The 23,321-nt window shown below is 65.9% G+C and carries 19 protein-coding genes; 14 read left to right on the forward strand and 5 right to left on the reverse strand.

What is annotated here, in order from left to right:
- Positions 1-15 precede the first annotated feature (15 nt).
- Complete coding sequence (locus tag NN5_RS06925) at positions 16-519, reverse strand: hypothetical protein (RefSeq protein ID WP_067733313.1); 504 nt, start codon at positions 517-519, stop codon at positions 16-18.
- 231 nt (positions 520-750) lie between these two features.
- Here NN5_RS06925 and sthA point away from each other — a divergent pair, with 231 nt between their 5' ends.
- Positions 751-2,145 carry a Si-specific NAD(P)(+) transhydrogenase gene (gene sthA, locus NN5_RS06930; RefSeq protein ID WP_067733409.1) on the forward strand — a complete coding sequence of 465 codons (1,395 nt, stop codon included), beginning with the start codon at positions 751-753 and terminating at the stop codon, positions 2,143-2,145.
- A gap of 22 nt (positions 2,146-2,167) precedes the next feature.
- On the opposite strand, the gene greB is transcribed toward sthA, so the two are convergent.
- Positions 2,168-2,653: a transcription elongation factor GreB gene (greB, locus tag NN5_RS06935; RefSeq protein ID WP_067733315.1), complete on the reverse strand. Its 486-nt coding sequence runs from the start codon at positions 2,651-2,653 to the stop codon at positions 2,168-2,170.
- Positions 2,654-2,710: 57 nt separating this feature from the next.
- On the reverse strand, positions 2,711-4,678 hold the full coding sequence (locus NN5_RS06940) for a lytic transglycosylase domain-containing protein (RefSeq protein WP_067733317.1): 1,968 nt from the start codon (positions 4,676-4,678) through the stop codon (positions 2,711-2,713).
- Positions 4,679-4,779: 101 nt separating this feature from the next.
- Here NN5_RS06940 and dapA point away from each other — a divergent pair, with 101 nt between their 5' ends.
- A complete protein-coding gene (gene dapA, locus NN5_RS06945; protein ID WP_067733319.1) occupies positions 4,780-5,655 on the forward strand; it encodes a 4-hydroxy-tetrahydrodipicolinate synthase in 876 nt (291 codons plus the stop codon).
- Between the two features lie 31 nt (positions 5,656-5,686).
- On the opposite strand, the gene NN5_RS06950 is transcribed toward dapA, so the two are convergent.
- On the reverse strand, positions 5,687-7,624 hold the full coding sequence (locus NN5_RS06950) for an alpha/beta hydrolase family protein (RefSeq protein WP_245656299.1): 1,938 nt from the start codon (positions 7,622-7,624) through the stop codon (positions 5,687-5,689).
- A 260-nt stretch (positions 7,625-7,884) separates the two neighbouring features.
- Here NN5_RS06950 and smpB point away from each other — a divergent pair, with 260 nt between their 5' ends.
- The 8 genes from smpB to NN5_RS06990 all read left to right on the forward strand — a co-directional run bounded on the left by smpB (position 7,885) and on the right by NN5_RS06990 (position 17,620).
- Complete coding sequence (smpB, locus tag NN5_RS06955; protein ID WP_067733321.1) at positions 7,885-8,367, forward strand: SsrA-binding protein SmpB; 483 nt, start codon at positions 7,885-7,887, stop codon at positions 8,365-8,367.
- Positions 8,364-8,975: a DUF2062 domain-containing protein gene (locus NN5_RS06960; RefSeq protein ID WP_067733323.1), complete on the forward strand. Its 612-nt coding sequence runs from the start codon at positions 8,364-8,366 to the stop codon at positions 8,973-8,975. Before smpB ends, NN5_RS06960 begins: the two co-directional genes overlap by 4 nt.
- Positions 8,972-11,392 (forward strand): hybrid sensor histidine kinase/response regulator, encoded by a 2,421-nt coding sequence (locus NN5_RS06965; protein ID WP_067733325.1) that lies wholly within the window; start codon positions 8,972-8,974, stop codon positions 11,390-11,392. Before NN5_RS06960 ends, NN5_RS06965 begins: the two co-directional genes overlap by 4 nt.
- A gap of 202 nt (positions 11,393-11,594) precedes the next feature.
- Entirely contained in the window at positions 11,595-12,665 is a 1,071-nt protein-coding gene (recA, locus tag NN5_RS06970) for a recombinase RecA (protein WP_067733327.1), read from the forward strand.
- A gap of 207 nt (positions 12,666-12,872) precedes the next feature.
- Positions 12,873-15,518 (forward strand): alanine--tRNA ligase, encoded by a 2,646-nt coding sequence (alaS, locus tag NN5_RS06975; protein ID WP_067733411.1) that lies wholly within the window; start codon positions 12,873-12,875, stop codon positions 15,516-15,518.
- Positions 15,519-15,706: 188 nt separating this feature from the next.
- The gene (locus NN5_RS06980) at positions 15,707-16,012 is read left to right on the forward strand and encodes a hypothetical protein (RefSeq protein ID WP_169800962.1); all 306 of its coding nucleotides are present in this window, start codon (positions 15,707-15,709) and stop codon (positions 16,010-16,012) included.
- 35 nt (positions 16,013-16,047) lie between these two features.
- The gene (locus tag NN5_RS06985; RefSeq protein WP_067733330.1) at positions 16,048-16,980 is read left to right on the forward strand and encodes a glutaminase; all 933 of its coding nucleotides are present in this window, start codon (positions 16,048-16,050) and stop codon (positions 16,978-16,980) included.
- 118 nt (positions 16,981-17,098) lie between these two features.
- On the forward strand, positions 17,099-17,620 hold the full coding sequence (locus NN5_RS06990) for a hypothetical protein (protein ID WP_067733331.1): 522 nt from the start codon (positions 17,099-17,101) through the stop codon (positions 17,618-17,620).
- 23 nt (positions 17,621-17,643) lie between these two features.
- Here NN5_RS06990 and NN5_RS06995 read toward each other — a convergent pair whose 3' ends face one another.
- A complete protein-coding gene (locus tag NN5_RS06995) occupies positions 17,644-19,413 on the reverse strand; it encodes a cation:proton antiporter domain-containing protein (RefSeq protein WP_067733332.1) in 1,770 nt (589 codons plus the stop codon).
- Positions 19,414-19,593: 180 nt separating this feature from the next.
- Between NN5_RS06995 and NN5_RS07000 the strand changes: the two genes are divergently transcribed.
- The 4 genes from NN5_RS07000 (at position 19,594) to NN5_RS07010 (ending at position 23,170) form a co-directional block, all read left to right on the forward strand.
- Positions 19,594-20,391 carry an outer membrane protein assembly factor BamD gene (locus NN5_RS07000; protein WP_067733334.1) on the forward strand — a complete coding sequence of 266 codons (798 nt, stop codon included), beginning with the start codon at positions 19,594-19,596 and terminating at the stop codon, positions 20,389-20,391.
- Between the two features lie 168 nt (positions 20,392-20,559).
- Positions 20,560-20,709, forward strand: coding sequence for a hypothetical protein (locus tag NN5_RS25685; RefSeq protein WP_157081046.1), 150 nt, complete (start codon positions 20,560-20,562; stop codon positions 20,707-20,709).
- A 110-nt stretch (positions 20,710-20,819) separates the two neighbouring features.
- Positions 20,820-22,484 (forward strand): DNA repair protein RecN, encoded by a 1,665-nt coding sequence (gene recN, locus NN5_RS07005; RefSeq protein ID WP_067733335.1) that lies wholly within the window; start codon positions 20,820-20,822, stop codon positions 22,482-22,484.
- Complete coding sequence (locus tag NN5_RS07010) at positions 22,481-23,170, forward strand: GNAT family N-acetyltransferase (protein ID WP_067733337.1); 690 nt, start codon at positions 22,481-22,483, stop codon at positions 23,168-23,170. The genes recN and NN5_RS07010 overlap by 4 nt, the downstream gene beginning before the upstream one ends.
- The last annotated feature ends 151 nt before the right edge of the window (positions 23,171-23,321 follow it).

A 23,321-nucleotide genomic window follows, 5' to 3' on the forward strand; every position in this document is an offset into this window, starting at 1 on the left:
CGGGGAGAGTTCCGGTCAGCGCAGCTGGGCGCAGCCGATCGCGGCGGCATCCATGGCCGAGGCCGCCCCGGCCAGAGGCCAGGTGTTGGAAAAACCGCCGCCGGTCTCGCCGCGGGCATAGACGGTCATGCGCTTGGCTGAGCGCATGGCGGCGATGATCGCGGCATTGTCGCGATCGTCCTTCGGCCAGGCATCGCCGCCGCCGCCGGTCAGCTCTATGCGCTGGGCGTCGATGCGCAGGACGATCTTCGTGCCTTCCGCCATCTTGCGCGAGAGCCGGAAATGCACCTGATTGCGCGCCGCGCGCTTCGGCCATGTCCCGATCGCGGCAAAGGGCTGATAATCGCGGCGCTGCGTGCTCGGCTCGGCCATGGCAATGGCATAGCAGCGCGGCACCAGCGGATCGCGAAAGGCGCCCCATGTGCCGTAGAGGCCAAGGCTTTCACGCGCCTGCGCCACGCTTGCGAAAGAAGCGAGAGCGCAAATCGCGGCAATGACAGTGACCGGAAGGCGAGGCATGGCGGGTCTATAGGCTGCCCATGCCCGGCCGGGGAAGGGGGCTCGGGCAATTTCGTTTTCTGTTTCATCCACCGTCTTGCCGCCTTGTCTGTGAGCCATCCACGCCGCGAAAATGGGAGCCGGTGCAAATCATGTTGCGTTGCGGCACGCGGCGACGCACACTCCGCCGGCTCACGGAGGAGAGGGAACGGGCCCGGCCAACCGGCCGGCATGGCTTCCGGAGGCATGGACATGGCGGGGCGTTACGAGTTCGTCGTTATCGGCAGCGGGCCATCCGGCCGGCGGGCCGCGATTCAGGCGGCGAAACTGGGCAAGTCGGTCCTCGTGATCGAGGGGCGGCTGAAAGTGGGCGGGGTGTCGGTCCATACCGGCACGATCCCGTCCAAGACCTTGCGCGAGACGGCGCTGAACTTGTCCGGCTGGCGCGAGCGCGGCTTCTACGGCCGGTCCTACCGGGTGAAGAAGGAGATCGGCAGCGAGGACCTGTCGATCCGCCTGGGCAAGACGCTGGATTATGAAGTCGACGTGCTGGAGCACCAGTTCCTGCGCAACGGCGTTTCCACCATGGCGGGTTTCGCGCGCTTCCTCGATCCGCACAAGCTGCTGGTGACGTCGCCCGACGGCAGCGAGATGATTGTGGAAGGCGAGCGTTTCCTGATCGCGGTCGGCACCGTGCCGTTCCATCCCGAAGGCATAGATTTCGACGATCCGGCGATCATGGACAGCGATCAGGTGGTTGATATCCCGCGCCTGCCGCGCTCGCTGACGGTCGTGGGCGCCGGGGTGATCGGCATCGAATATGCGACGATCTTCTCGGCACTCGACGTGGCGGTGACGGTGATCGAGCCGCGCAGCACATTCCTCGATTTCGTCGACCGCGAGATCATCGAGGAATTCGTCCACCAGCTGCGCGACCGCGGCGTGACTTTCCGGCTCGGCGTGGCGGTGGATGCGGTGGAAAAGGGCGCGGACGGGCGCATTCTCACCACGCTCAAGGACGGGCGCGCGGTGCGCACCGAGATGCTGCTCTATTGCGCAGGCCGCATGGGCGCGACGGCGAATCTCGGGCTCGATAGCTGCGGCCTTGCCACGGACGCACGCGGGCGCCTCTCGATCAATCCGGAGACCTATCAGACCGATGTGCCGCATATCTATGCGGCGGGCGACGTGATCGGCTTTCCCAGCCTTGCCTCGACCTCGATGGAGCAGGGCCGCATCGCGGCCTGCCACGCCTTCGGCCTGCCGCTGCCGCCGGCGCCCGCGTTCTTCCCCTACGGCATCTATGCGGTGCCCGAGATCTCGACCGTGGGCATGAGCGAGCAGGAAGTGCGCGAGCGCGGGATCAATTACGAGACCGGCATAGCCCGTTTCCGAGAGACCTCGCGCGGGCACATCATGGGGCTGGAGCAGGGGCTGATGAAGATGATCTTCTCGAACAAGACCCGCCGCCTGCTGGGCGTCCACATCATCGGCGAGGGCGCGACCGAGCTGATCCACATCGGTCAGGCCGTGCTCAACCTGAAGGGCACGATCGACTATTTCATCGAGAACACGTTCAATTACCCGACGCTGGCCGAAGCTTACAAGATCGCCGCGCTCGACGCGTGGAACCGGATGGCCCGCTGACCTTTGATCGCGTGCGGGCCTGTCAGAGGCGCGGATATTCGATCGTCATCACTTCCCATTCCTTTTCTCCGGAAGGGAGGCGCACGGTCCGCAGATCGCCGATCCCCGCGCCCCGCAAGGCGCGGGCGAGAGGAGCGCTCCAGCCGATCTTGCCGGCCGAGGCGTCCTGTTCGTCGTCACCGACCAGCGTGACGGTCATGCGTTCATCGTCCTCGTCCGCCAGTTCGACAGTGGCGCCGAAGAAGACTTTGCCGCGCTCTTCCTGCCGCGCCGGATCGACCACGCGCAGGGCCTTCATCCGCCGGGCGAGGTGGGCGAGCTCCCGGTCGATCTCGCGCATCCGTTTGCGGCCATAGAGGTAGTCGCCGTTCTCCGACCGGTCGCCATTGCCGGCGGCCCAGGAGACGATCTCGACGATCTCGGGGCGTTCCTTGCCCAGCAGGTGGTCGTAACGGGCGCGCAGGGCGGCCATGCCTGCGGGGGTGATAGGAGGACCGGCGGGTTTCATGCGCGTGTCCTTAGGGGAGGGCTTGGCCGCGGCCAAGCACCTTGCCCTCCAGTCCGCTCAACCCGGCGTGCGTTTGCCCGGCATCAGGTGGCTGAGCTTGTTGGGGCCGTTGTAGTCGGACTTGTCGGGATACATCGCTTCATAGACCACGGCGTTTTCCAGCACCCGCTGGATGTAGTTCTTGGTCTCGTAGATCGGGATCTGCTCGATCCAGTCGATCCAGTCGACTGCGCCGGTGCGCGGATCGCCGTTGGCGCGCAGCCACTTGTTCACATTGCCCGCGCCGGCGTTGTAGGCGCCCACGGCCAGCGGGGTGGCGCCGCCGTAATAGTCCATCATGCGCCCGAAATAACCGTCGCCCAGGCGGATGTTGTACGTGGCATCGCTGGTCAGCATGTCGGCGCTGTAGCCCATGCCCATCTTGCCCGCCTGTTCGCGCGCGGTGGCGGGCATGAGCTGCATCAGGCCGCGCGCGCCGGCGTGGCTCAGTGCGTTCTGGGCGAACTGGCTTTCCTGCCGGGTGAGGGCGTGGACCATGGTCCAGTTGCTGCCGGGCGGAGTCGGGACCAGCGGGAAGGCGATTTCGCCGAATTCGCCGAAGCCGTCGGCATGGGCTTCCTGTCCGAGGATCACGGCGAGATCGCGGCGGCCGATTTCCTTGGCCAGTTCGGCGACAAGCACGTGGTCGGCCTCGGTCTGCGCATCGTCGGCGATTTCGCGGAAGAACTGCACGGTCGTGCGCCAGTCCCCGTCGCGGGCGACATCGCGCACGGCGTCGACGATCGGCCGGGCAAGGAAGGCCTTGCGTTCCTCTTTGGTCGGCACCGCCTGCGGCAGTGTATCGAGATTGGGCAGAGGACGGCCGAGGCGTTCGAGCGCGAGCTGGCCGTAGAAATACTGCGGATATTGCGCCGCCATCTCGAAATAGCGGTTGGCGCCCTGCATGTCGCCACCCTGTGCCAGCGCGCGGCCGGCCCAGTAGAAGCCCTTGGAGCGTGTCCCCGGCGTCTGTGCGGCCGCGCCGTAGCGGTAGAACAGCGGTGCGGCCCTGCGCGGATCGTGCAGTTCCCACAAGGCCTTGGACCCGCCCAGCCAGACCAGCGAGGTATAATCGTCGCGCAGGCGGTAGGACATGCGGGAGATGTCGGTGCCGGGCGCAAAGGCATCGTCGATCGAACTGGCGATCTTCACCGCGCTGTCCGCCCCGGCGCCGCGCGCGGCCGTAAGCAGTTCCTTCACCCACTTTTCAGGATCGAACACGGTTGCGGCCAGCAGCGGACGGTTGGCCAGCATGGTGATCTCGCTGGGCAGGTTGCCCGAGCGGCGGGCCTGCACCGCGCGGTTGTAGATATAGCCCGGATCGGCAGCGGCCATGGCGGGCAGCGCCAGGCCGAGGCTGCCGGGCGCAGACCCCTGCAGCAGCGCCAGCCGCTCCATGAAGATGGCGCGGTTGGCTGCCGAGACGAAGGAGATCTGCCGCTCTGCCTGATCCGTCTGGCCCTGCCAGAGCAGCGCGTTCATCCGCGCATCGTGGTCTGCGGGAGTGAAGACATCGCTGTAGAGCGAAAGCAGCGTGGCTTCCGCGTTCGGCGTCAGGCTGCCGCTGCGCCAGGCGGCGACGGCCTTGTCGCGCGCGTCGAAGCGGCGCACGGAGGCGAGCGCGGTGGCATAGCGCCCGGCCGCCTCACTGGTGAGCGGAGGGTAGCGGTCGAAGAAGGCGATCACGGTGGCCGCATCAGGCGATTCGCTCAGCAGGGCCTTTTCCGCGAATCCGCGGATTTTCGCTTCCTGCGGATAGCCGGGATACGTCAGCAGGAAGCTGGCATAGGCGGAAAAGCCCATCTGGCCGTTGGCCACGAGCTGGCGCCAGCGGTCGATCGACTGGTGCACCGCCATGTCGTGCGACTGCATCGACCGGGCGCGCGCAACGTCCCATTCGCGGCCGTCCTCGCCCCAGGCCGGCGCTCCCAGGCCTGCGAGCGAAACCGTCAGAAGCAGGGGGGAGACACGCAACATGCTGGACATTTTCGAAGAAGGCTCCTTATCAGGCGCTGAACGTTAAGGCCGACGTGGAGGGGAGAGTCCCCGACGGGCCCGATAATTGAACGTCAGCAGGGGTAAAGTCCATGTTCTCGGGGTCTATTCCGGCACTTGTCACACCGTTTCGCGACGAGACGTTTGACGAGCCGGCTTTCTGCCGTCTGGTTGAGTGGCAGATCGAGAAAGGCTCATCCGCGCTGGTCCCTTGCGGCACCACCGGCGAATCGCCGACAATCAGCCTTGAAGAGCACATGCGCATTACCGACGTGTGCATCGAAGTGACGGCTGGCCGTGTTCCGGTGATCGCCGGGGCGGGATCGAATTCGACGGCCGACGCCATCATGCTTGCCCGCCACGCCGAGGAAGCCGGCGCCGATGCCGTGCTGGTCGTCTCACCGTATTACAACAAGCCGAACCAGGAAGGCCTGTTCCAGCATTTCAAGCATATCCACGATGCCATCGGCATTCCTGTGGTGCTCTACAACATTCCCGGCCGCTCGATCGTCGATCTGGGGCTGGAAACCATGGTGCGGCTGGCGGAACTGCCGCGCATCGTCGGCGTGAAGGATGCGACCGGCGATATCGCGCGTGTTTCGGACTATCGCCGCGCGATCGGCGAGGGCTTCTGCCAGCTTTCCGGCTGCGACGAGAGTGCGCTGGCTCATTTCGCGCACGGCGGCTCGGGCTGCATTTCGGTGACGGCCAATGTCGCGCCCAAGCTCTGTGCCGATTTCCAGGCGGCCTGCGCGGCGGGCGACATCGTTGCCGCGCGCACCCTCAACGACAAGCTGCACCCGCTGCACCGCGCGATGTTCGCCGATTGCTCGCCGGGGCCGGTCAAGTACGCGATGACGCGCGTGTTCGACTGGATGACTGCCGACGTGCGCCTGCCGGTCGTGCCTTGCAGCGATGCCGCCCGCCAGGCGGTGGATCAGGCCCTCGCGCACGCGGGCCTGATCTGACCGGCCACGGACCGTTGCCACCCCGGCGGGGTCAGTCCGCCGGGTTGTATTTCTGGACGAAAGCCATGGCCGCCTGCAGCATCTGCTTGCGGGTATCGGCGCGGGAGAGCCAGTGGTCCTCTTCCTTGAGCGTGACGAAGTCATAGGGCTTGTGGGCATCCTTGAGCGCGTCGGCCATGGCGAGGCTCTGCTTGTAATAGACGACAGTATCGTCCTTGCCGTGGATCAGCAGGATCGGCGCATCCGCACGGCTGGCGAACTTGCGCGGCGAGATGCTGTCATAGCCTTTGGGATCGCCCAGAAATTGCCGCAGGACCCGTTTGGTCATGCGTGAGCCGTTGCTGGCATAGACGTCGGCGTCATACATCATGTCGACATCTGCGACTCCGGCGACAGCCACGGAACAGCGGTAGAAGCCCTGTTGCAAAGTCACGCCGGCAAGGGCCGCGTAGCCGCCGTAGCTGGCCCCCATGATGCAGGCGCGCTTGGGATCGACGATCCCGCGTTTGACCAGTTCGGCCAACCCGTCGGTCATGTCGCTCAGCATCCTGTGCCCCCATTCCCCGTCGCCCGCGTGCTGGAAGGCATCGCCGCGATTGGTCGAGCCGCGGAAATTGGGCTGGAATACGGCATAGCCGCGCGAGGCGAAGGCCTGGGCCCACCAGTTGAAGGCGACTTCGTCGTGCGAGGCGGGGCCGCCGTGCGGGAATACGATGACCGGAAGGTTCCTGGCTTCGCGCCCCGGCGGCAGCGTCAGGATGCCGTCCATTTCCAGACCGTCGCTGGCTGCGTAGTCCACTTTCGATATCGGGCCGACATCACTCGCATTGATGAGAGGGCGTTCGTTACCGATCGGGTCCGCCCGGCGATGGGGAAGGTCGACGATGAACCAGGTGCCGCTGTCCTTGTTGCCGTTGGTGCGGACAAGGACTTTGGTGAAGTCCGGCGTCCAGTCGACGAGCCGGGTGTCGCGCCCGGGAAAGGCAGCGAAGATCTTGGCGATCAACTTGTCCAGCACCGGATCGAACATCACTGTCTTGGGCGTGTCGCTGCGTTCGCGGTAGCCGATGATGCGGCCGGACGTGCGGTCGGTGTAAATGCGTTCAACCGCGGTGTCGGCCAGGAATTCCTGCGGCGTGCCTCCCACCAGCGGGACTTCGAACCAGCGCTTGTTTCCGTCCTCATCCTCGATCGCGTAAATGATCGTCGAGCCGTCCTTGCCGAAGGACAGGAGGCTGATGTCGCCGGTGGGCGCCAGGCCTTGCGCCAGAGTGTCGTGGCGGGCGTTGCTGATATGCCAGGCCCCCTTGTCCTCGGAGACGTCGAGCGTGGCGGCAACGGTTCCGTCCGGATCGACCAGCCAGTCGGTGTAATGTCCCTCTGACGGCGGTTTGGCGACCAGCCGGGCCCGGTCTTTGCTCAGATCAACCGCATAGAGGCCAGCGCGGCCATGGCGGAAGTAAACGCCATTTCCCGAGACATCCATGGCGATCCCGCCGAAATAGCCCGTCGTCTTGCCGTCGACCTTGCGGATGCCATAGCGGCCGCGCGTGGTGTTCGCGATTGAGGCTGTCCGCGAGAAGAGCATTTCCGAGTGATACGGGTCGAGCGAGATGACGATCGTCCCGGTCATCTCGTACTTGTCGAGCGTGAAAGTGGGGCCAAGCGAGACCGTGGCGGTGTTGGTCACGAGCAGGGTCTTGTCGTCGGCCCAGTCCAGCCAGCGTATCTTGGATTTTCCGGCCGGGGCGGAGAAGAGAATATTGCCCTCGGGATCGATGGCGACGACGCGCGCTTCGCCGCCGATTTTCGCCAGCGTGGCGATCTTGCCGCCGGGCGAGATGGCCATGTCCTCCACCGAAGGCAGGTCGCCATAGGCATCGAGCGGCGGCGGCGCGGCCAGTGCCGGCCATGACGTTGCAGTCAGCAGAAATGCCGGCGCGAGGGCCGGCAGGATAGTCTTGCGCACCTTGTTTGTATCCCCCCGTTTGCAAACGCTATTGCAGTAGGCGGTATCGCGATAGGTCCTGTGCAAGACAAGTATTTGACGGTGTTTCCTGCCCTTAACTCTTTGTAACTTTGCCTGCTTTGTGCCTTGGAGGCAGGGCAGGCAGGCGCGTTCACCGGGCATCTGTTGGCGGTGCGAGTGACGCATGGCCCCGCTGCTGGTGGGATTCGCCGAAAGGGCCGTTTTCTTTTCGCGCGCGCATCCCTACATGGCGCACCACCATGGCACGTCCGCAACATTCCACATTCGACAAGGTCAAGACCGTCGCCGAGAACCGCAGGGCCCGCTTCGACTATCATATCGAGGACAAGTTCGAGGCCGGCATCGCGCTCACCGGGACCGAGGTGAAGAGCCTGCGCTTCGGCGAAGGCTCGATCGCCGAGTCCTATGCCGAGATCAAGAACGGCGAATGCTGGCTGGTGAATGCCAATGTGCCCGAATTCAGCCACGGCAACCGCTTCAACCACGAGCCCAAGCGCCCGCGCAAGCTGCTGCTCCACGAGCGCGAGATCGCCAAGCTGCAGGGCGCGGTGGAGCGCAAGGGCATGACGCTGGTGCCGCTGTCGGTCTATTTCAACAGCCGCGGCCGCGCGAAGGTCGAACTGGCGCTTGCCAAGGGCAAGAACGCGGCGGACAAGCGGCATACGATCAAGGAACGCGACTGGAAGCGCGATCAGGCCAGGATTTTGCGGGACAACCGATGAACACCTTTCTTTCCCGCATGGGCCGCTGGCTGCACCGTCAGATGCCGACGCACGAACAGCTTGAGGCGAATCGCTTCACGGCGCCTTTCGCACACCGTCCGGAACTGTTCCGGTTTACCCGCCGTTCGGTGCCGCGTGGCGTTGCGGTGGGCCTGCTGGTGGGCATCTTCGCGCTGATCCCCGGCGTGCAGATCGTCGGGGCGGCGCTGATGTGCGTGCCGTGCCGGGGCAATATCCCGCTCGCCGCTGCCATGACGTTCCTGTCCAATCCGGCGACGACACCGCTGATTCTCGCGGGATCGATCTGGATCGGCAACCTGCTGGGATACCACGCCGACCTGACGACGTTCTACGCGCTCTATGAACGTCATGCGGGGCTGGGGTCCTGGACGCACTGGCTGGTGTCCGACGCCGCGCCCGCGCTGCTGGTGGGCCTCTTCGTGATTTCCACGGTCGCGGCCTCAATCGGCTATGTGCTTTCTGCCTGGTTCTGGCGTTTCTGGATCGGCCGCAAGCATCACGCCCGGCGGATGCGCTGGCACCACCAGGTGCATGGCACGACGCCCGATGCTCCGAAGACCCCCGCTGCCCCGGATACCTCTGCATGAAGCCCATGCCGGACGGGACCCGGCGTCTGCCCGATGCGCTGATCGTCGCTCTGGCCCTGATCCTGAGCGCTGGACTGGTCTGGCTGGTGTCCGGCGATAGCGTGCTGACGGTGATCTTCCTGGCCGCCATGGCCGTATTCGCCGCACTGGCCTGGATGATCTCGCACCGCCGGACTCCTGAGACCGAACCCGAGTTCGCACAGCCGGACTGGTCGGTGACGGTGACGGCGATCGACAGGCCGGATACGGCAGTTTCGGTGACGGACCGTGCCGGGCGTCTGGTCTGCGCCAATGCCTGTCACGAAGCATGGTTCGGCGTCGCCAGTGCGCCGCCGCGGCTGCCGGTCGACGATGCCTCGCTCGAATGTCTGGCGGATGCCACGCGCCTCGTCTGGCGCGAAGGTTCTGCAGAAACCGAGGTCGCTGGCCATCACGGCGAACGCTGGTGGGTGGAGGCGCGGCGGGCCGGGCGCGGTGACGATTTCCTCGTCTGGCGCATCACCCCGGTGAATGCGGCCGATTTCGTGGGCGATCTGGTGCGCCATCTCGATGGCAAGCTTGGCCGCTCTCTGGCAAAGGCGGGCATTGCCGCCGCGCTGGTCGATCCCGATGGCATGATCCGCGCCGCCAGCACCGGCTTTGCCGAGCGCGCCGCCGGCGATGCGCTGGCTGACATGACCGGGCAGGACTTCGTTTCGCTGCTGACCCAGGACGAGGGCGAGCGCATCGGCTGGGCCCGCGAAGGCGGCCGCGGCAGCGCGCTGGTGCTCTATCACCTGCCGGTCGCAGATCCCGATCTGCCGGTCGAGCCCGATCCCAACACCACCCCCTCGCTGATGCTGGTGGTGGAAGCGGGGCAGGGCATCGGCGCCAGTGCGGGCGGAAGCGCCGCCGTGCCGCATCTCGAAGCGCTGCTCAGCCAGCTTCCGCTCGGCCTTGCCATGGGCGACCGTGACGGACGCCTGCTGTTTGCCAATCCGGCCTTCATGCGCGCCGCCGGGCGGGAAGGGCAGGCCCCGCCGACCTATCCGACCGACCTTGTCGTCCGCGAGGACAAGCGCGCCCTGTCCGAAGCGATCCGCCGTTTCGCGCAAGGCCCCGCGATGGCCGGCGACATCGCCATCCGCCTCACCACCCAGCCTGACGATCCGGTCTCGCTCAGTCTCGCCGGCGTGCGCGGTCTGGGCGAAGCGGCGGTGCTGCTGGGGCTGACCGACACTTCGGAGGAAACCCGGCTCAAGCGGCAGGTCGCGCAGGCCACCAAGATGCAGGCCGTCGGCCAGCTCGCGGGCGGCGTTGCGCACGATTTCAACAATGTGCTCACCGCGATTCTCGGCACCTGCGATCTCATGCTGATGCGCCACACGCCAGGCGATTCGGACTATGACGACATCCAGCAGATCCGCGCCAATTCGAACCGCGCCGCTTCGCTGACCCGCCAGCTTCTGGCCTTTTCGCGCCAGCAGACGCTGCGGCCCGAAGTGCTGCAGCTTCCCGATGTCGTCGCCGATGTCTCGCAGATGCTGCGCCGCCTGATCGGCGAGAAGATCCAGTTCGTCGTCAGCCATGACCGCGATCTTGGCCCGGTACGCGCCGACCCGACCCAGCTTGAGCAGGTCATCGTCAATCTCGCGGTGAACGCGCGCGATGCCATGCAGTCGCGCGGGGATGGCTCGGGCACGCTGACGCTGGCCACCCGCAAGGTGAGCACCACCGACGTGCGCGCCATGCGCAGCGAGATCATCCCGGCGGGCGAATATACCGCGCTGATCGTCGAGGATACCGGCGGTGGCATTCCGCCCGAGCATCTCGGCAAGATCTTCGAGCCGTTCTTCACCACCAAGGAACAGGGCAAGGGCACCGGCCTCGGCCTCTCGACCGTTTACGGCATCGTCAAGCAGTCGGGCGGCTTCATCTTCGCCGAAAGCGAAGTGGGCAAGGGCACGCGCTTCATCGTTTACCTGCCGGTGTACCACGTCGCCCCCGGCAGCCTGTCCGACAGTGCGCCCGCCAAGGAAGAGGCGCCGGTCAGCCAGTGGGCGGGCGGCGGCCGCATTCTCCTTGTCGAGGACGAGGACCCGGTGCGCATGGTCGCCGAGCGCTCGCTGATGCGGCAGGGCTACGAAGTGACCAGCGCGCGCGACGGCGAGGAAGGGCTCGTGCTGGTGGAAGAGGGCGGCCAGTTCGATCTCGTCGTGTCCGATGTGGTCATGCCGTCGATGGACGGCCCCGCCATGGCCCGCGAGATCCGCAAGATCGCGCCGCACCTACCGGTTCTGTTCATGTCCGGCTATGCCGAGGAACAGCTGCGCAAGGAAATCGGCCTCACCAACGCCTGGTTCATGCCCAAGCCGTTCTCGGTGCAGCAGTTGGGTGAGAAAGTGGGCGACGTGCTGGCACGCACCGCCAAAAATTGACGCCTGCCAAATTCCTCCCTGTCGCGTAGCGATGGGGAGAGGGACCGCCCGCGAAGCGGGTGGTGGAGGGGTATGCCCCCGCCCGCAATTAAATTTGGGAAAACTCCCTTTGTTCTCCTCTTGTTCACCGTGAACAAATGCGATACATCGTTCCCCGTGACGTTGACCTTTCCGGTCAGACCGGTAGCAAAGGGGAAGTGTAATGGCTGCTCAGCTCAAGCTGATCCAGGAAGGCAAGGACAAGGAATCGATGGACCGTCAAAAGGCGCTCGAAGCAGCGCTCGCCCAGATTGACCGCGCGTTCGGCAAGGGCAGCGCGATGAAGCTGGGCTCCAAGGAGACGATGCAGATCGAGGCGATCTCCACCGGCTCGCTGGGTCTCGATATCGCGCTCGGCATCGGCGGTCTGCCCAAGGGCCGCATTGTCGAAATCTACGGTCCGGAAAGCTCGGGCAAGACCACGCTGGCGCTCCACGCCATTGCCGAAGCACAGAAGGCGGGTGGCACCGCGGCTTTTGTCGACGCCGAACACGCGCTCGACCCGGTCTATGCGAAGAAGCTGGGTGTTGATATCGACGAACTGATCGTCTCGCAGCCCGACACCGGCGAGCAGGCGCTGGAAATCACCGATACGCTGGTGCGTTCGAACGCGATCGACGTGCTGGTGGTGGACTCGGTCGCCGCGCTCGTTCCTCGTGCCGAAATCGAAGGCGAGATGGGCGACAGTCACGTCGGCCTGCAGGCCCGCCTGATGAGCCAGGCGCTGCGCAAGCTGACCGGCTCGATCAACCGCTCCAAGTGCCTCGTGATCTTCATCAACCAGGTCCGCATGAAAATCGGTGTGATGTACGGCAATCCCGAGACGACTACGGGCGGCAACGCGCTCAAGTTCTACGCCTCGGTCCGCCTCGACATCCGCCGCACGGGCCAGATCAAGGATCGCGACGACATCGTTGGCAACGCCACGCGCGTGAAGGTCGTCAAGAACAAGGTGGCGCCGCCGTTCAAGCAGGTCGAATTCGACATCATGTATGGTGAGGGCATTTCCAAGATCGGCGAAATCCTCGACCTTGGCGTCAAGGCGGGCATCGTCGAGAAGTCGGGCGCGTGGTTCAGCTACGATTCGATCCGTATCGGGCAGGGCCGCGAGAATGCGAAGACCTACCTGAAGGAAAATCCCGAAGTCTGCGACCGCCTCGAAAAGGCCATCCGCGGCCGGACCGAAGGGCTTGCCGAGGAAATGATGGTCGGCCCTTCGGCCGACGACGAATAAGTTTCATTCCTCCCCGAGCTTGCTCGGGGAGGGGGACCGCCGCCGCAGGCGGTGGTGGAGGGGGATTGCTCCCCCTCGTGGCAGGCGGGCCGTTGCGTGCAAACCCGCGGCTCTTTTGTGGCCGGATACCATCCATCGCAATTCCCGAACACGCTGACTGCACCAAGCGGCTTGCCGACCTCGCGCGCGTGGCTTATCGGCGCCAACATGCAGACGACGAACGAGATCCGCCGGTCCTTCCTCGATTACTTCGGCTCACAGGGCCATGAAGTGGTGCAGTCAGCGCCGCTCGTGCCCTATAATGATCCGACGCTGATGTTCGTGAACGCGGGCATGGTCCCGTTCAAGAACGTCTTTACGGGGCTGGAAACCCGCGCCACGCCGCGCGCCACCTCCTCGCAGAAGTGCGTGCGCGCGGGCGGCAAGCACAACGATCTCGACAACGTCGGCTATACCGCACGCCATCACACCTTCTTCGAGATGCTGGGGAATTTCTCCTTCGGCGATTACTTCAAGGAACAGGCGATCACCCACGCCTGGACCCTGCTGACGAAGGAATGGGCGCTCCCGGTCGAAAAGCTGCTCGTCACCGTCTATCACACCGACGATGAAGCCTTCGATCTGTGGAAGAAGATCGCCGGGCTTCCCGACCAGAAGATCATCCGCATCCCCACCAAGGACAATTTCTGGGCCATGGGCGATGACGGCCCGTGCGGCCCGTGTTCGGAAATCTTCTACGATCACGGCGACCACATCTGGGGCGGCCCTCCGGGATCGCCCGAGGAAGATGGCGACCGCTTCATCGAGATCTGGAACCTCGTGTTCATGCAGTTCGAGCAGGCCGCCGGCGAGATCGTCGGTAACCTGCCCAAGCCCTCGATCGATACCGGCATGGGGCTGGAGCGCATCTCGGCGGTCATGCAGGGCGTGCATGACAACTACGATATCGACACCTTCAAGGCGCTGATCGCCGCCTCGGAAAGCCTCACCGGCGTCAAGGCCGAGGGCGCCACGCAGGCCAGCCACCGCGTCATTGCCGACCACTTGCGCTCGACCAGCTTCCTGCTCGCCGACGGCGTGCTGCCCTCGAATGAAGGGCGCGGCTATGTCCTGCGCCGCATCATGCGCCGCGCCATGCGCCATGCGCATCTGCTCGGCGCCAAGGACCCGCTGATGCACCGCCTCGTGCCCGCGCTGGTCGCCGAAATGGGCCAGGCCTATCCCGAGCTCGGCCGCGCGCAGCCGCTGATCGAGGAAACGCTGGAGCGCGAGGAAGTGCAGTTCCGTCGCACGCTCTCGAACGGCCTCAAGCTGCTCGATGAAGCGACGGCCGAGATGGGCGAGGGCGCCCAGCTTCCCGGCGAGACCGCGTTCAAGCTCTACGATACGTATGGCTTCCCCTACGACCTCACCGAGGATGCCCTGCGCCCGCGCGGCATCTCGGTCGACAAGGACGGGTTCGATGCCGCCATGGCCCAGCAGAAGGCCGCTGCGCGCGCCGCGTGGAAGGGCTCGGGGCAGGCGGCGGACAGCGAAGTCTGGTTCGACATCGCCGAGCGCGAAGGCGCCAGCGAGTTCACCGGCTACACCTCGACCTCCGGCGAAGGCCGCGTTGTGGCTCTGGTCGTCGATGGCAAGGAAGTCGGGAGCGCCAAGGCTGGCGATGCGGTGACGGTGCTCACCAACCAGACCCCGTTCTACGGCGAATCGGGCGGCCAGGTCGGCGATGCCGGCACGATCACGGGCAAGGATCTGAAGATCGCGATTGCGGATACCGCCAAGCCGCTCGGCCGCCTGCACGCGATGAGCGGCACGGTGGAAGCGGGCACGATCAAGGTGGGCGACGTGGTCAACCTTGCAGTGGACGTGGCGCGCCGCGATGCGATCCGCGCCAACCACTCGGCCACGCACTTGCTGCACGCGGCGCTGCGGGGCCGGTTGGGCGATCACGTCACCCAGAAGGGCTCGATGGTTTCCGCCGACCGCCTGCGCTTCGACTTCTCGCAGCCCACGGCGCTTTCGGCCGAGGATATCGCTGCGATCGAAGCCGAAGTGAACGCCGAAGTACGCGCCAACGAGCCGGTGCTCACCCGCCTGATGACGCCCGAGGATGCCATTGCGGCAGGCGCCATGGCGCTGTTCGGCGAGAAGTACGGCGATGAAGTGCGCGTGCTCTCGATGGGCCGCAACACGGGCGATCATGCCTATTCGGTCGAACTGTGCGGCGGCACCCACGTGCGTGCCACCGGCGATATCGGCGTGTTCCGCATCGTTTCGGAAAGCGCCGTCAGCTCCGGCGTGCGCCGCATCGAGGCATTGACCGGCGAAGGCGCGCGCCAGTGGCTGGTGGGCCGTGAGGACGCGCTCAAGAACGCGGCGGGCCTGCTGCGCACCAATCCCGAAGACGTCGAGAACCGCATCGCCGCGCTGCTCGACGAGCGCAAGAAGCTCGAACGCGAACTGGCCGAAGCCAAGAAGGCGCTGGCGCTGGGCGGCGGCGGTGCCGCGTCCGGTCCGGCGGATGAGACTGTCAATGGCGTGACGTTCTCGGGCCAGGTGCTCGAAGGCCTCGATCCCAAGGAACTGCGCGGCCTGCTCGATCAGGCCAAGCAGCGCATGGGTTCGGGCGTGGCGGCGATCGTCGCGGTGAACGAGGGCAAGGCCTCGATTGCCGTGGCCGTGACCGACGATCTCAAGGACAAGGCGAGCGCCGTCGATCTGGTCCGCGCGGGCGTGGCCGCGCTCGGCGGCAAGGGTGGCGGTGGCCGTCCCGACATGGCGCAGGGCGGCGGTCCGGACGGCGACAAGGCAGCCGATGCCATCGCGGCGGTGAAGGCTGTGCTGGCGGGGTGAAGCCCGCGTCGCCTGACGCACCCGGTTCTGAGCCGTGGGGCTATGCCTTCCGCTCATCGTTCTTGAGGACGAAAGCTGGTCAGGCCCTTGGATGGGTGACTTGGTGCCTTGCCAGGCTCGGTTGGAGTGATCTGGCCAATCGCGGGGTCGACTGGGCAATTCTGATGGCCCGAGTGAACCCCGGCGCGTTGGCGACGCTTCGTCTGCTCAGTTCCCGCGACGGTCGTGTGGCTGGCCGAGCCGGCCGCCTGTTGGTAGAAGGCAGGACGTTGCCGGAAAGCGAATGGCGGGGGATGCAGTACTGCGCATCGTACTACGTTGCTGCCTGCAATGAAGAGCGTGCGCTTCAGCTGATTTCCCGCTGGGAGCAGTCTACTGATCCAAATTCGCTACGCATTGAAGACGGAGAGCTGGATGAACCGTTTGACGGGCCGGAAATGCTCATATCGGTGGAGGGCGGAAGGGCGTTCTATCGGGATGGGAGCCGTGCCTAGGCGTATAGGTATCCGAACCGGCGAGACAGCCCTGCATGACTGACATCGCGACCATTGTCGCCGAAATCGCCGAAGAGATGCGCGCCCAGGAGCATCGCGGCAAAGTGGCGGACTATATCCCGCCGCTGGCTGCCGTGCCCGATACCCGGTTCGGCCTCGCCGTCGTGCTGCACGATGGCACTGTCCACACGGCGGGCGATGCCGAGGAGCCGTTTTCGATCCAGTCGATCTCCAAGGTCTTTGCGCTGACGCTGGCGCTCGGGGCGGTCGGGGATCAGCTCTGGCAGCGGGTCGGGCGCGAGCCCTCGGGATCGGCGTTCAATTCGATCGTCCAGCTTGAGACCGAGCACGGCATTCCGCGCAATCCCTTCATCAATGCCGGGGCGATCGTCGTGTGCGACGTGCTGCTCGGGCGCCTGCAACCGCGCGAGGCGATCGGGCAGATGCTGCGCTTCGTACGCACGGTGGCGGGCGATGACGGTATTGCCATCGACGAGACGGTGGCCCGCGCCGAGCAGGACACCGGCTTTCGCAACCGGGCGCTTGCCAACTACATGCGCGCTTTCGGCAATGTCCATGCGCCGGTGGAGCTGGTGCTGGGCACTTATTTCCACTTCTGCGCGCTGGCGATGAGCTGCCGCCAACTGGCGATGGCGGGGCGCTATCTGATGGATGGCGGGCGTTCGGACGGACATTCGGTCATCTCGCCCCGCCGCGCGCGGCGCATCAATGCCCTGATGATGAGCTGCGGGCACTACGACAATTCGGGCGATTTCGCCTATCGCACCGGTCTGCCGGGCAAGTCGGGCGTGGGCGGCGGCATTCTTGCGGTGGCGCCGGGGATCGCCAGCATCGCGGTGTGGTCGCCCGGCCTCAACGCCAGCGGCAATTCGCATCTGGGGCAATTGGCGCTGGAGCGGCTGGTGCAGCGGACCGGCTGGTCGGTGTTCGAGCCGCGCAGCCTCTGATGATCTCTCCGCATGTGAGACCTTGATATAACACGGCTTTAACATGACAGGCCGGTGCGGTGCAGTTAGCGTGATGGCGCCGCCGGGGTGTGCCGGCGATGGCGGAGGATAGCGGGCGATGATGGATTTTCTGGCGATTGCGGTCATGGCCACGGCGGTGACGGCTCCGGCTGTTGCGCCTGCATCACCACCACCGCCACCGCCGGTTGTCATCCAAGCTTCGCAGATGCCGCCGCGAATGTCATCTGACGAGCTGCCGGTGGCGGAGTTCGATGTCGCGGTAACGGCGGCAGGGCGCCCCTTGTGGGGCGGCCGGATGTCCGTCGCCCGTACCGGTGCATCCTATACGCAGTCGCTTCGGGAAGCGCCGCAGGCTTGCGGCGGCCGGACGGGCGGCGACCCGCGGTATGACGTCACGGCCGAAAACCGGCTGAGCGTCTCCCTGAACCGCGCTTTCGCGCGCAATGACGAGAACCGTTTCCGCGTTCGTCTGGAATGGGCGCGGCCGCTTGCGGCATGTGAGGGGAACGGAACACGCCAGGTCGTGCTCGATCAGCAGTTTGAACTGGCAGCCGGGCAGACCCTGCGGCTGACGGGCGATGCCGGACTGGCGATTACGCTCAAGCGGGCCGCCCGCTGACCGCTCGCTGGCCATCTGGGAGGTCAGTCCCCCAGACCTGCACTTTTCAGCTTCGGCCGTTCGGCCAGCCCGCCTTCCTGCATGATCATTTCGCGCAATTCGTCGCGCTTTTCGTGGATCGAGGCGATCACCGGGCCCATCGCGACGCCGGTTTCCACCAGCACCGCTTCGGATAGCTGGAGCGAGCTTTCCAGCGTTTCGGGCACGGCATGGGTGGCCCCGGCGCGATAGAGCTGGGCAGCGTCGCTGGCATCGCGGGCGCGGGCTATGATCGGCAGGTCCGGGAACTGGGCGCGCAGCTTGCGCACGATGCGCTGGGCCGTGACGGGTTCGTCCATGGTCAGGATCACCGCGGCGGCATGGGCCGCGCCCATGCGCATCATGGCATCCCCGCGCCCGGCGTTGCCGAACGTGACGGCATAGCCCTGCCGGCGTCCTTGGGTGACGAAATCGGTGTCGCTGTCGATCGCGGCGTAAGGGCGGCCGTGCCGGGTCAGCATGTCGGCGACGAGCCGGCCGACGCGGCCGAAGCCGACAATGATGGTGCGCGGTTTCCCGTCATCCTCGGCGGGCTGGTGCGGGGCCTCCACGCTGTCGACCCGGCGCGCCATGATCTTGCCCGCCAGCGACAGCAGCGGCGTGACAGTGAGTCCGATCGCCGTCACGATCTGCCAGAACTGGGCAGTTCCCGGCTGGATCAGCTGCGCCGAGGCGGCGGCACTGAGCACGATCAGGGTCGTCTCGGATGGGCTCGACATCAGAATGCCGGTTTCGGTCGCGGTGCCGCGCCGGGCGCCCATCAACCGCAGCAACACGCCGGTGACGATCGCCTTGAGCAGAATCACGCCGACCGTGGCGACCACGATCGAGCCGAAGTTTTCCCAGACGACCTCGATATCGATGCTCATGCCGATGGTAATCAGGAATACGCCCAGGGCCAGGCCCTTGAACGGCTCGGTGATCTGCTCGACTTCCGAATGGTATTCGGTCTCGGCAATAAGCAGCCCCGCGACCAGCGCGCCGACGATCGGCGAAAGCCCGGTCGCCGCCGTTGCCAGCGCGGCGAGGATGACCACCAGCAGGCTGGCGGCGAGGAACAGTTCAGGGCTCTTGGTGCGCGCCGCCTGCGCAAAGAGCGGGGGCAGCAGATAGCGGCCGAGGACCAGCAGGGCGATCACCGTCACGCTGCCCCACAGCAGGGTGTGCAGCAGGTTGCCCATGCTGTCGCTGTCGGCATGGGGCGCAAGCGCGCCGAGCAGGAAGATGATCGGCACCAGCGCGATATCCTCGAACAGCAGCATGGCGAGCGCGGCGCGGCCCACGGGCGTGGCGGTATTGGTGATCTTGAGCACCAGCGCGGTCGAGGAGAGGGCCAGAGCCAGGCCCAGTGCCAGCGCGCCGGCAAAGGCCTGGCCGATCGCGGCGAGGATGAAGGTCAGCGAGGCGCCGATCACGATCAGCTCCAGCGAACCGAGCCCGAAGACCATGCGCCGCATCTGCCACAGGCGTGCGAAGGAGAGTTCTAGCCCGATCGAGAACAGCAGCAGGATAATGCCGAATTCGGCAAAGACGGCGAGGCCGTCCGGATCGGTGATCGTTATGTAGGACAGCCACGGGTGGTCGAAGACGTGCCGGCCCAGACCAAATGGTCCCACCAGCAGCCCCACCAGGATGAACCCGATCACGGGGGTGATCCGATACCGGTTGAACACCGGAATGACGATTCCCGCCGCGCCCAGAATCACCAGGGCGTCGGAGAGGACGGGGGAATAGAGATCGCTGCTGCCGGCCATGTCGGACCACTATGACACGAGGAGACGTCCAGACAATGGCTAACCTTAGGGGCTAACCTTAGGAGCTAACCTTAGGCGCGGCCCGGTCGCGGGGCGGAAAGGCACGCATTGCAGATACCCACTGCGAGGGAACGCAACTTCACTTGGCGTTCAGCATCGTGCTGGCTATAGACCCTCGCCATGCTCGAACGTTCGCGAATGAAGACCGCCCTGCTTGCCGCCGCTACCGGGGCACTCGTTCTTACCGCCGGCTGTGCCGGACGTGGGGGCAAGAACAAGGATACCGCTTACGTCGCCCGCGACGTCGATACGCTTTACGCGGCGGCGAAGGACCGGCTGAACGAGGGGCGGACCAAGCAGGCCGCGGCGCTGTTCGACGAAGTCGAGCGCCAGCATCCCTATTCGCCCTGGGCCCGCCGCGCCCAGCTGATGAGCGCTTTCAGCTATTACGCCGCGCGCGATTACAACAAGGCGATCCAGTCCGCGCAGCGCTTCCTGTCGATCCATCCGGGCAACAAGGATGCGCCTTACGCCTATTACCTCGTCGCGATGTGCTATTACGAGCAGATCAGCGACGTCACGCGCGACCAGAAGACGACCGAGCAGGCCAAGCAGGCGCTGACCGACATCATCCGCCGTTATCCCACCACCAGCTATGCGTCGGACGCCAAGCTGAAGCTGGACCTCGTGAACGACCACCTGGCCGGCAAGGAAATGACCATTGGCCGCTCCTACGAGGATAGCGGCAAGTGGCTGGCCGCCACGCTGCGCTTCCGCAACGTGGTCGATAATTTCCAGACCACCAGCCACACGCCCGAGGCGCTGTTCCGTCTGGTTGAAAGCTATCTCTCGCTGGGCATTCCCGAAGAAGCGCAGAAAGCGGCGGCGGTGCTGGAGAGGAACTATCCGGGCAGCAAGTGGTATGCCCGCTCCTACAAGCTCATGAAGAAGTACGCGCCCGAAGACGTCGCGGCCTGATCCGAGAATCGGCGCGCGCCCGAAAAGGCGCGCGCGGAAAACCGGTGCCCTAGATGCCGGTTTACGATTTTCGCACGAATTTTCTGTAGACCGGCACAATGACGGGACAGGAATGTCCGCGTCCGGAAGACGCATTTCCGGGCGTGTGCGGTCGCAAGGACAAATGCCATGAAGGCAAAGGAAACAGGAAGGCTTGATCATCCGCACTCTGCCAGGCCGGCCTCGGGCTGGAGAACCTGGGAGCTGGAAACGATTGGCGCCCTGATTGCGCTGGTGTGGCTTCTGGGGGCTGTCCAGTTCGTCCATCACATGATCTGACCGGTTCTGCCACCCTTGTGGCGGGCGGAAGGGCCCACATCCGAAGCAGGGGGCAAGCGCGCGAAGCGGGGTGACGGCGGCCTTGCTCTTCGCTAGAACGCTTCGCGAACATGCTCAGCCGTCTCTCCATTCGCAATATCGTTCTGATCGAGGCGCTTGATCTCGATTTTGCCGGCGGACTCGGCGTCCTCACCGGTGAAACGGGCGCGGGCAAGTCGATCCTGCTCGACGCGTTGGGCCTCGTGCTCGGCAACCGGGCCGACAGCGGCCTCGTGCGCGGGGGTGAGGATCGCGCGAGCGTGACTGCGAGCTTCGACTTTTCGGCGCTTCCCGATGCGGTGCGCTCCGTGATCGAACAGGCCGATCTGGAGATCGAGCCGGGCGAGGCGCTGATTCTCAAGCGCCAGCTCCGGGCCGATGGCGGATCGAAGGCATTCCTCAACGATCAGCCGGTGGGTGTGGCGCTGCTGCGTGAGATCGCCCCGGCGCTGGTCGAGATCCATGGGCAGCATGACGATCGCGGCCTCGTCAACCCGCGCGGGCACCGGGCCTTGCTCGACCGGTTTGCCGGTGGTGATGTTGCCGGTGTGGAAGCGGCATGGAAAGCCTGGCGCACCGCGCAGGGCGAGCTTGAGGCCGCGCGCGCTGAGGTCGCCAAGGCGGCCGAGGATCAGGACCTGCTGCTGGCGCATCTGGCCGAATTGACTGCGCTGGCGCCCGAAGAGGGGGAGGAAGAGCAGCTCGCTCTGGCCCGCGCGGCGATGCAGAAGGGCGAGAAGCTTTCCGACGATCTCTCCGCGCTGCAGCACTTGTGGACAGGCTCCGATTCGGCGCTGGCCAATCTGCGCAGCGCAGCCCGCCGGCTCGACCGGATCGCGGGCGAGCACGACCTTTTGGCCGAGGCGCTGGCTGCGCTCGACCGCGCGGTGATCGAGGCGAGCGAGGCGGAAGACAAGCTGGAGCGCGCCGCCGAGGCGCTGGCGTTCGACCCGGCCGAACTCGACCGCATCGAAACCCGCCTGTTCGATCTGCGCGCGGCGGCCCGCAAGCATGGCTGCCAAGCCGATGACCTGCCGGGCCGGATGCATGAGATGCGCGCGGCGCTCGATGCCATCGAAGGTGGCACCGAGCATCTCGCGGCGCTGGAAAAGGCGGCGAACAAGGCCGCGCTGGCCTACCGGCAGCAGGCCGAGGCGCTGCACGATCTGCGCCGGGCGGCGGCAAAGCGGCTGGATGCGGCTGTGGCGGGCGAACTGGCGCCGCTCAAGCTCGATGCGGCGCGTTTCCAGACCTCGGTCGTGCGCCTGCCCGAGGAGCGCTGGGGCGCTCAGGGCATGGACGCGGTCGAATTTCTCATCAGTACCAATCCCGGCGCCGATTTTGCCCCGCTCGCCAAGATCGCCTCGGGCGGCGAGCTTTCGCGCTTCATCCTCGCGCTCAAGGTCGCGCTGGCCGAAGAGGGCGGCGCGGCGACGGTGATTTTCGACGAGATCGACCGCGGCGTGGGCGGCGCGGTCGCCAGCGCCATCGGTGAACGGCTGGCGCGGCTGGCGAGTGCCGGACAATTGCTGGCGGTGACGCACAGCCCGCAAGTCGCGGCGCGCGGGGGGCAGCACTACATGATTGCCAAGTCGAGCGAGGGCACGGTGACGCGCACTTCGGTGACGCCGCTCGATGCCGCCGAACGCAAGGAAGAGATTGCGCGGATGCTGTCAGGCGCCGAAGTGACCGACGAAGCGCGCGCGCAGGCCGATCGCCTGCTGGAGGGGGTATGAGCGCGCATCCGCTCGACCGGCCGGTGTGGAACATGCTGGGCGGACGGCAGGCCTCTCTGTCTGTCGCCAGCGGCGGGGCGGTGCGGATCGATCCGGGCTATGGCCCCTTCGCCGCTGCGCGCGACACCGGCGAGGAGGCGCAGGCGGCTTTGGCAACCCTGTTGTCCGGGCCTGATGACCAGATCTGGCTCGTCGAGAACCGGGAATGGCCGGTGCCGCCTGGGACTCGTGTGGTCAAGAAGGCCGCGCTGGTGCAGATGGTCGCGGCCAGCCCGGCGCCGGTGCGCGCCGATGACGAACCGGCGGTGCTGCTGGGCGACGGTGACGTTGCGCAGATGTCGGAGCTGGCGCTGGCCACGCAGCCCGGCCCGTGGAGTACGAACACGCAAAGCTACGGCGCCTATTACGGAATCCGCCGCGACGGCAGGCTGGCGGCCATGGCGGGAGAGCGTATGCGCCCGGCGCCGGGCTTTTCGGAAGTCAGCGGCGTGTGCACCTGGCCGGACTATCGCGGGCAGGGCATGGCCGCCACACTGATCCGGCGCGTCATGGCAGGCTTCACCGCGCGCGGCGAGACGCCGTTCCTGCACAGCTATGCTGCCAATGAAGGGGCGATCCGGCTCTACCAGTCGCTCGGCTTTGAAATTCGCGGCGAAATGATGGCGATGGTGCTGGAGCGGGCGTGAGCCGGAGCAGGCCTCACCACCCCCCGGCCCCCTCCTCTGAAGAGGAGGGGGAGAATTACGTTGTGACCCAAGGAGCCCCCTCCTCTTCAGAGGAGGGGGGTGGGGGTGGTGGAGGCCCCGACCGCCGTACAATGTTGCAACGCGCGTCCGC

This window comes from Novosphingobium naphthalenivorans NBRC 102051, assembly GCF_001590985.1.
GTDB classification, from domain to species: Bacteria; Pseudomonadota; Alphaproteobacteria; order Sphingomonadales; family Sphingomonadaceae; genus Novosphingobium; species Novosphingobium naphthalenivorans.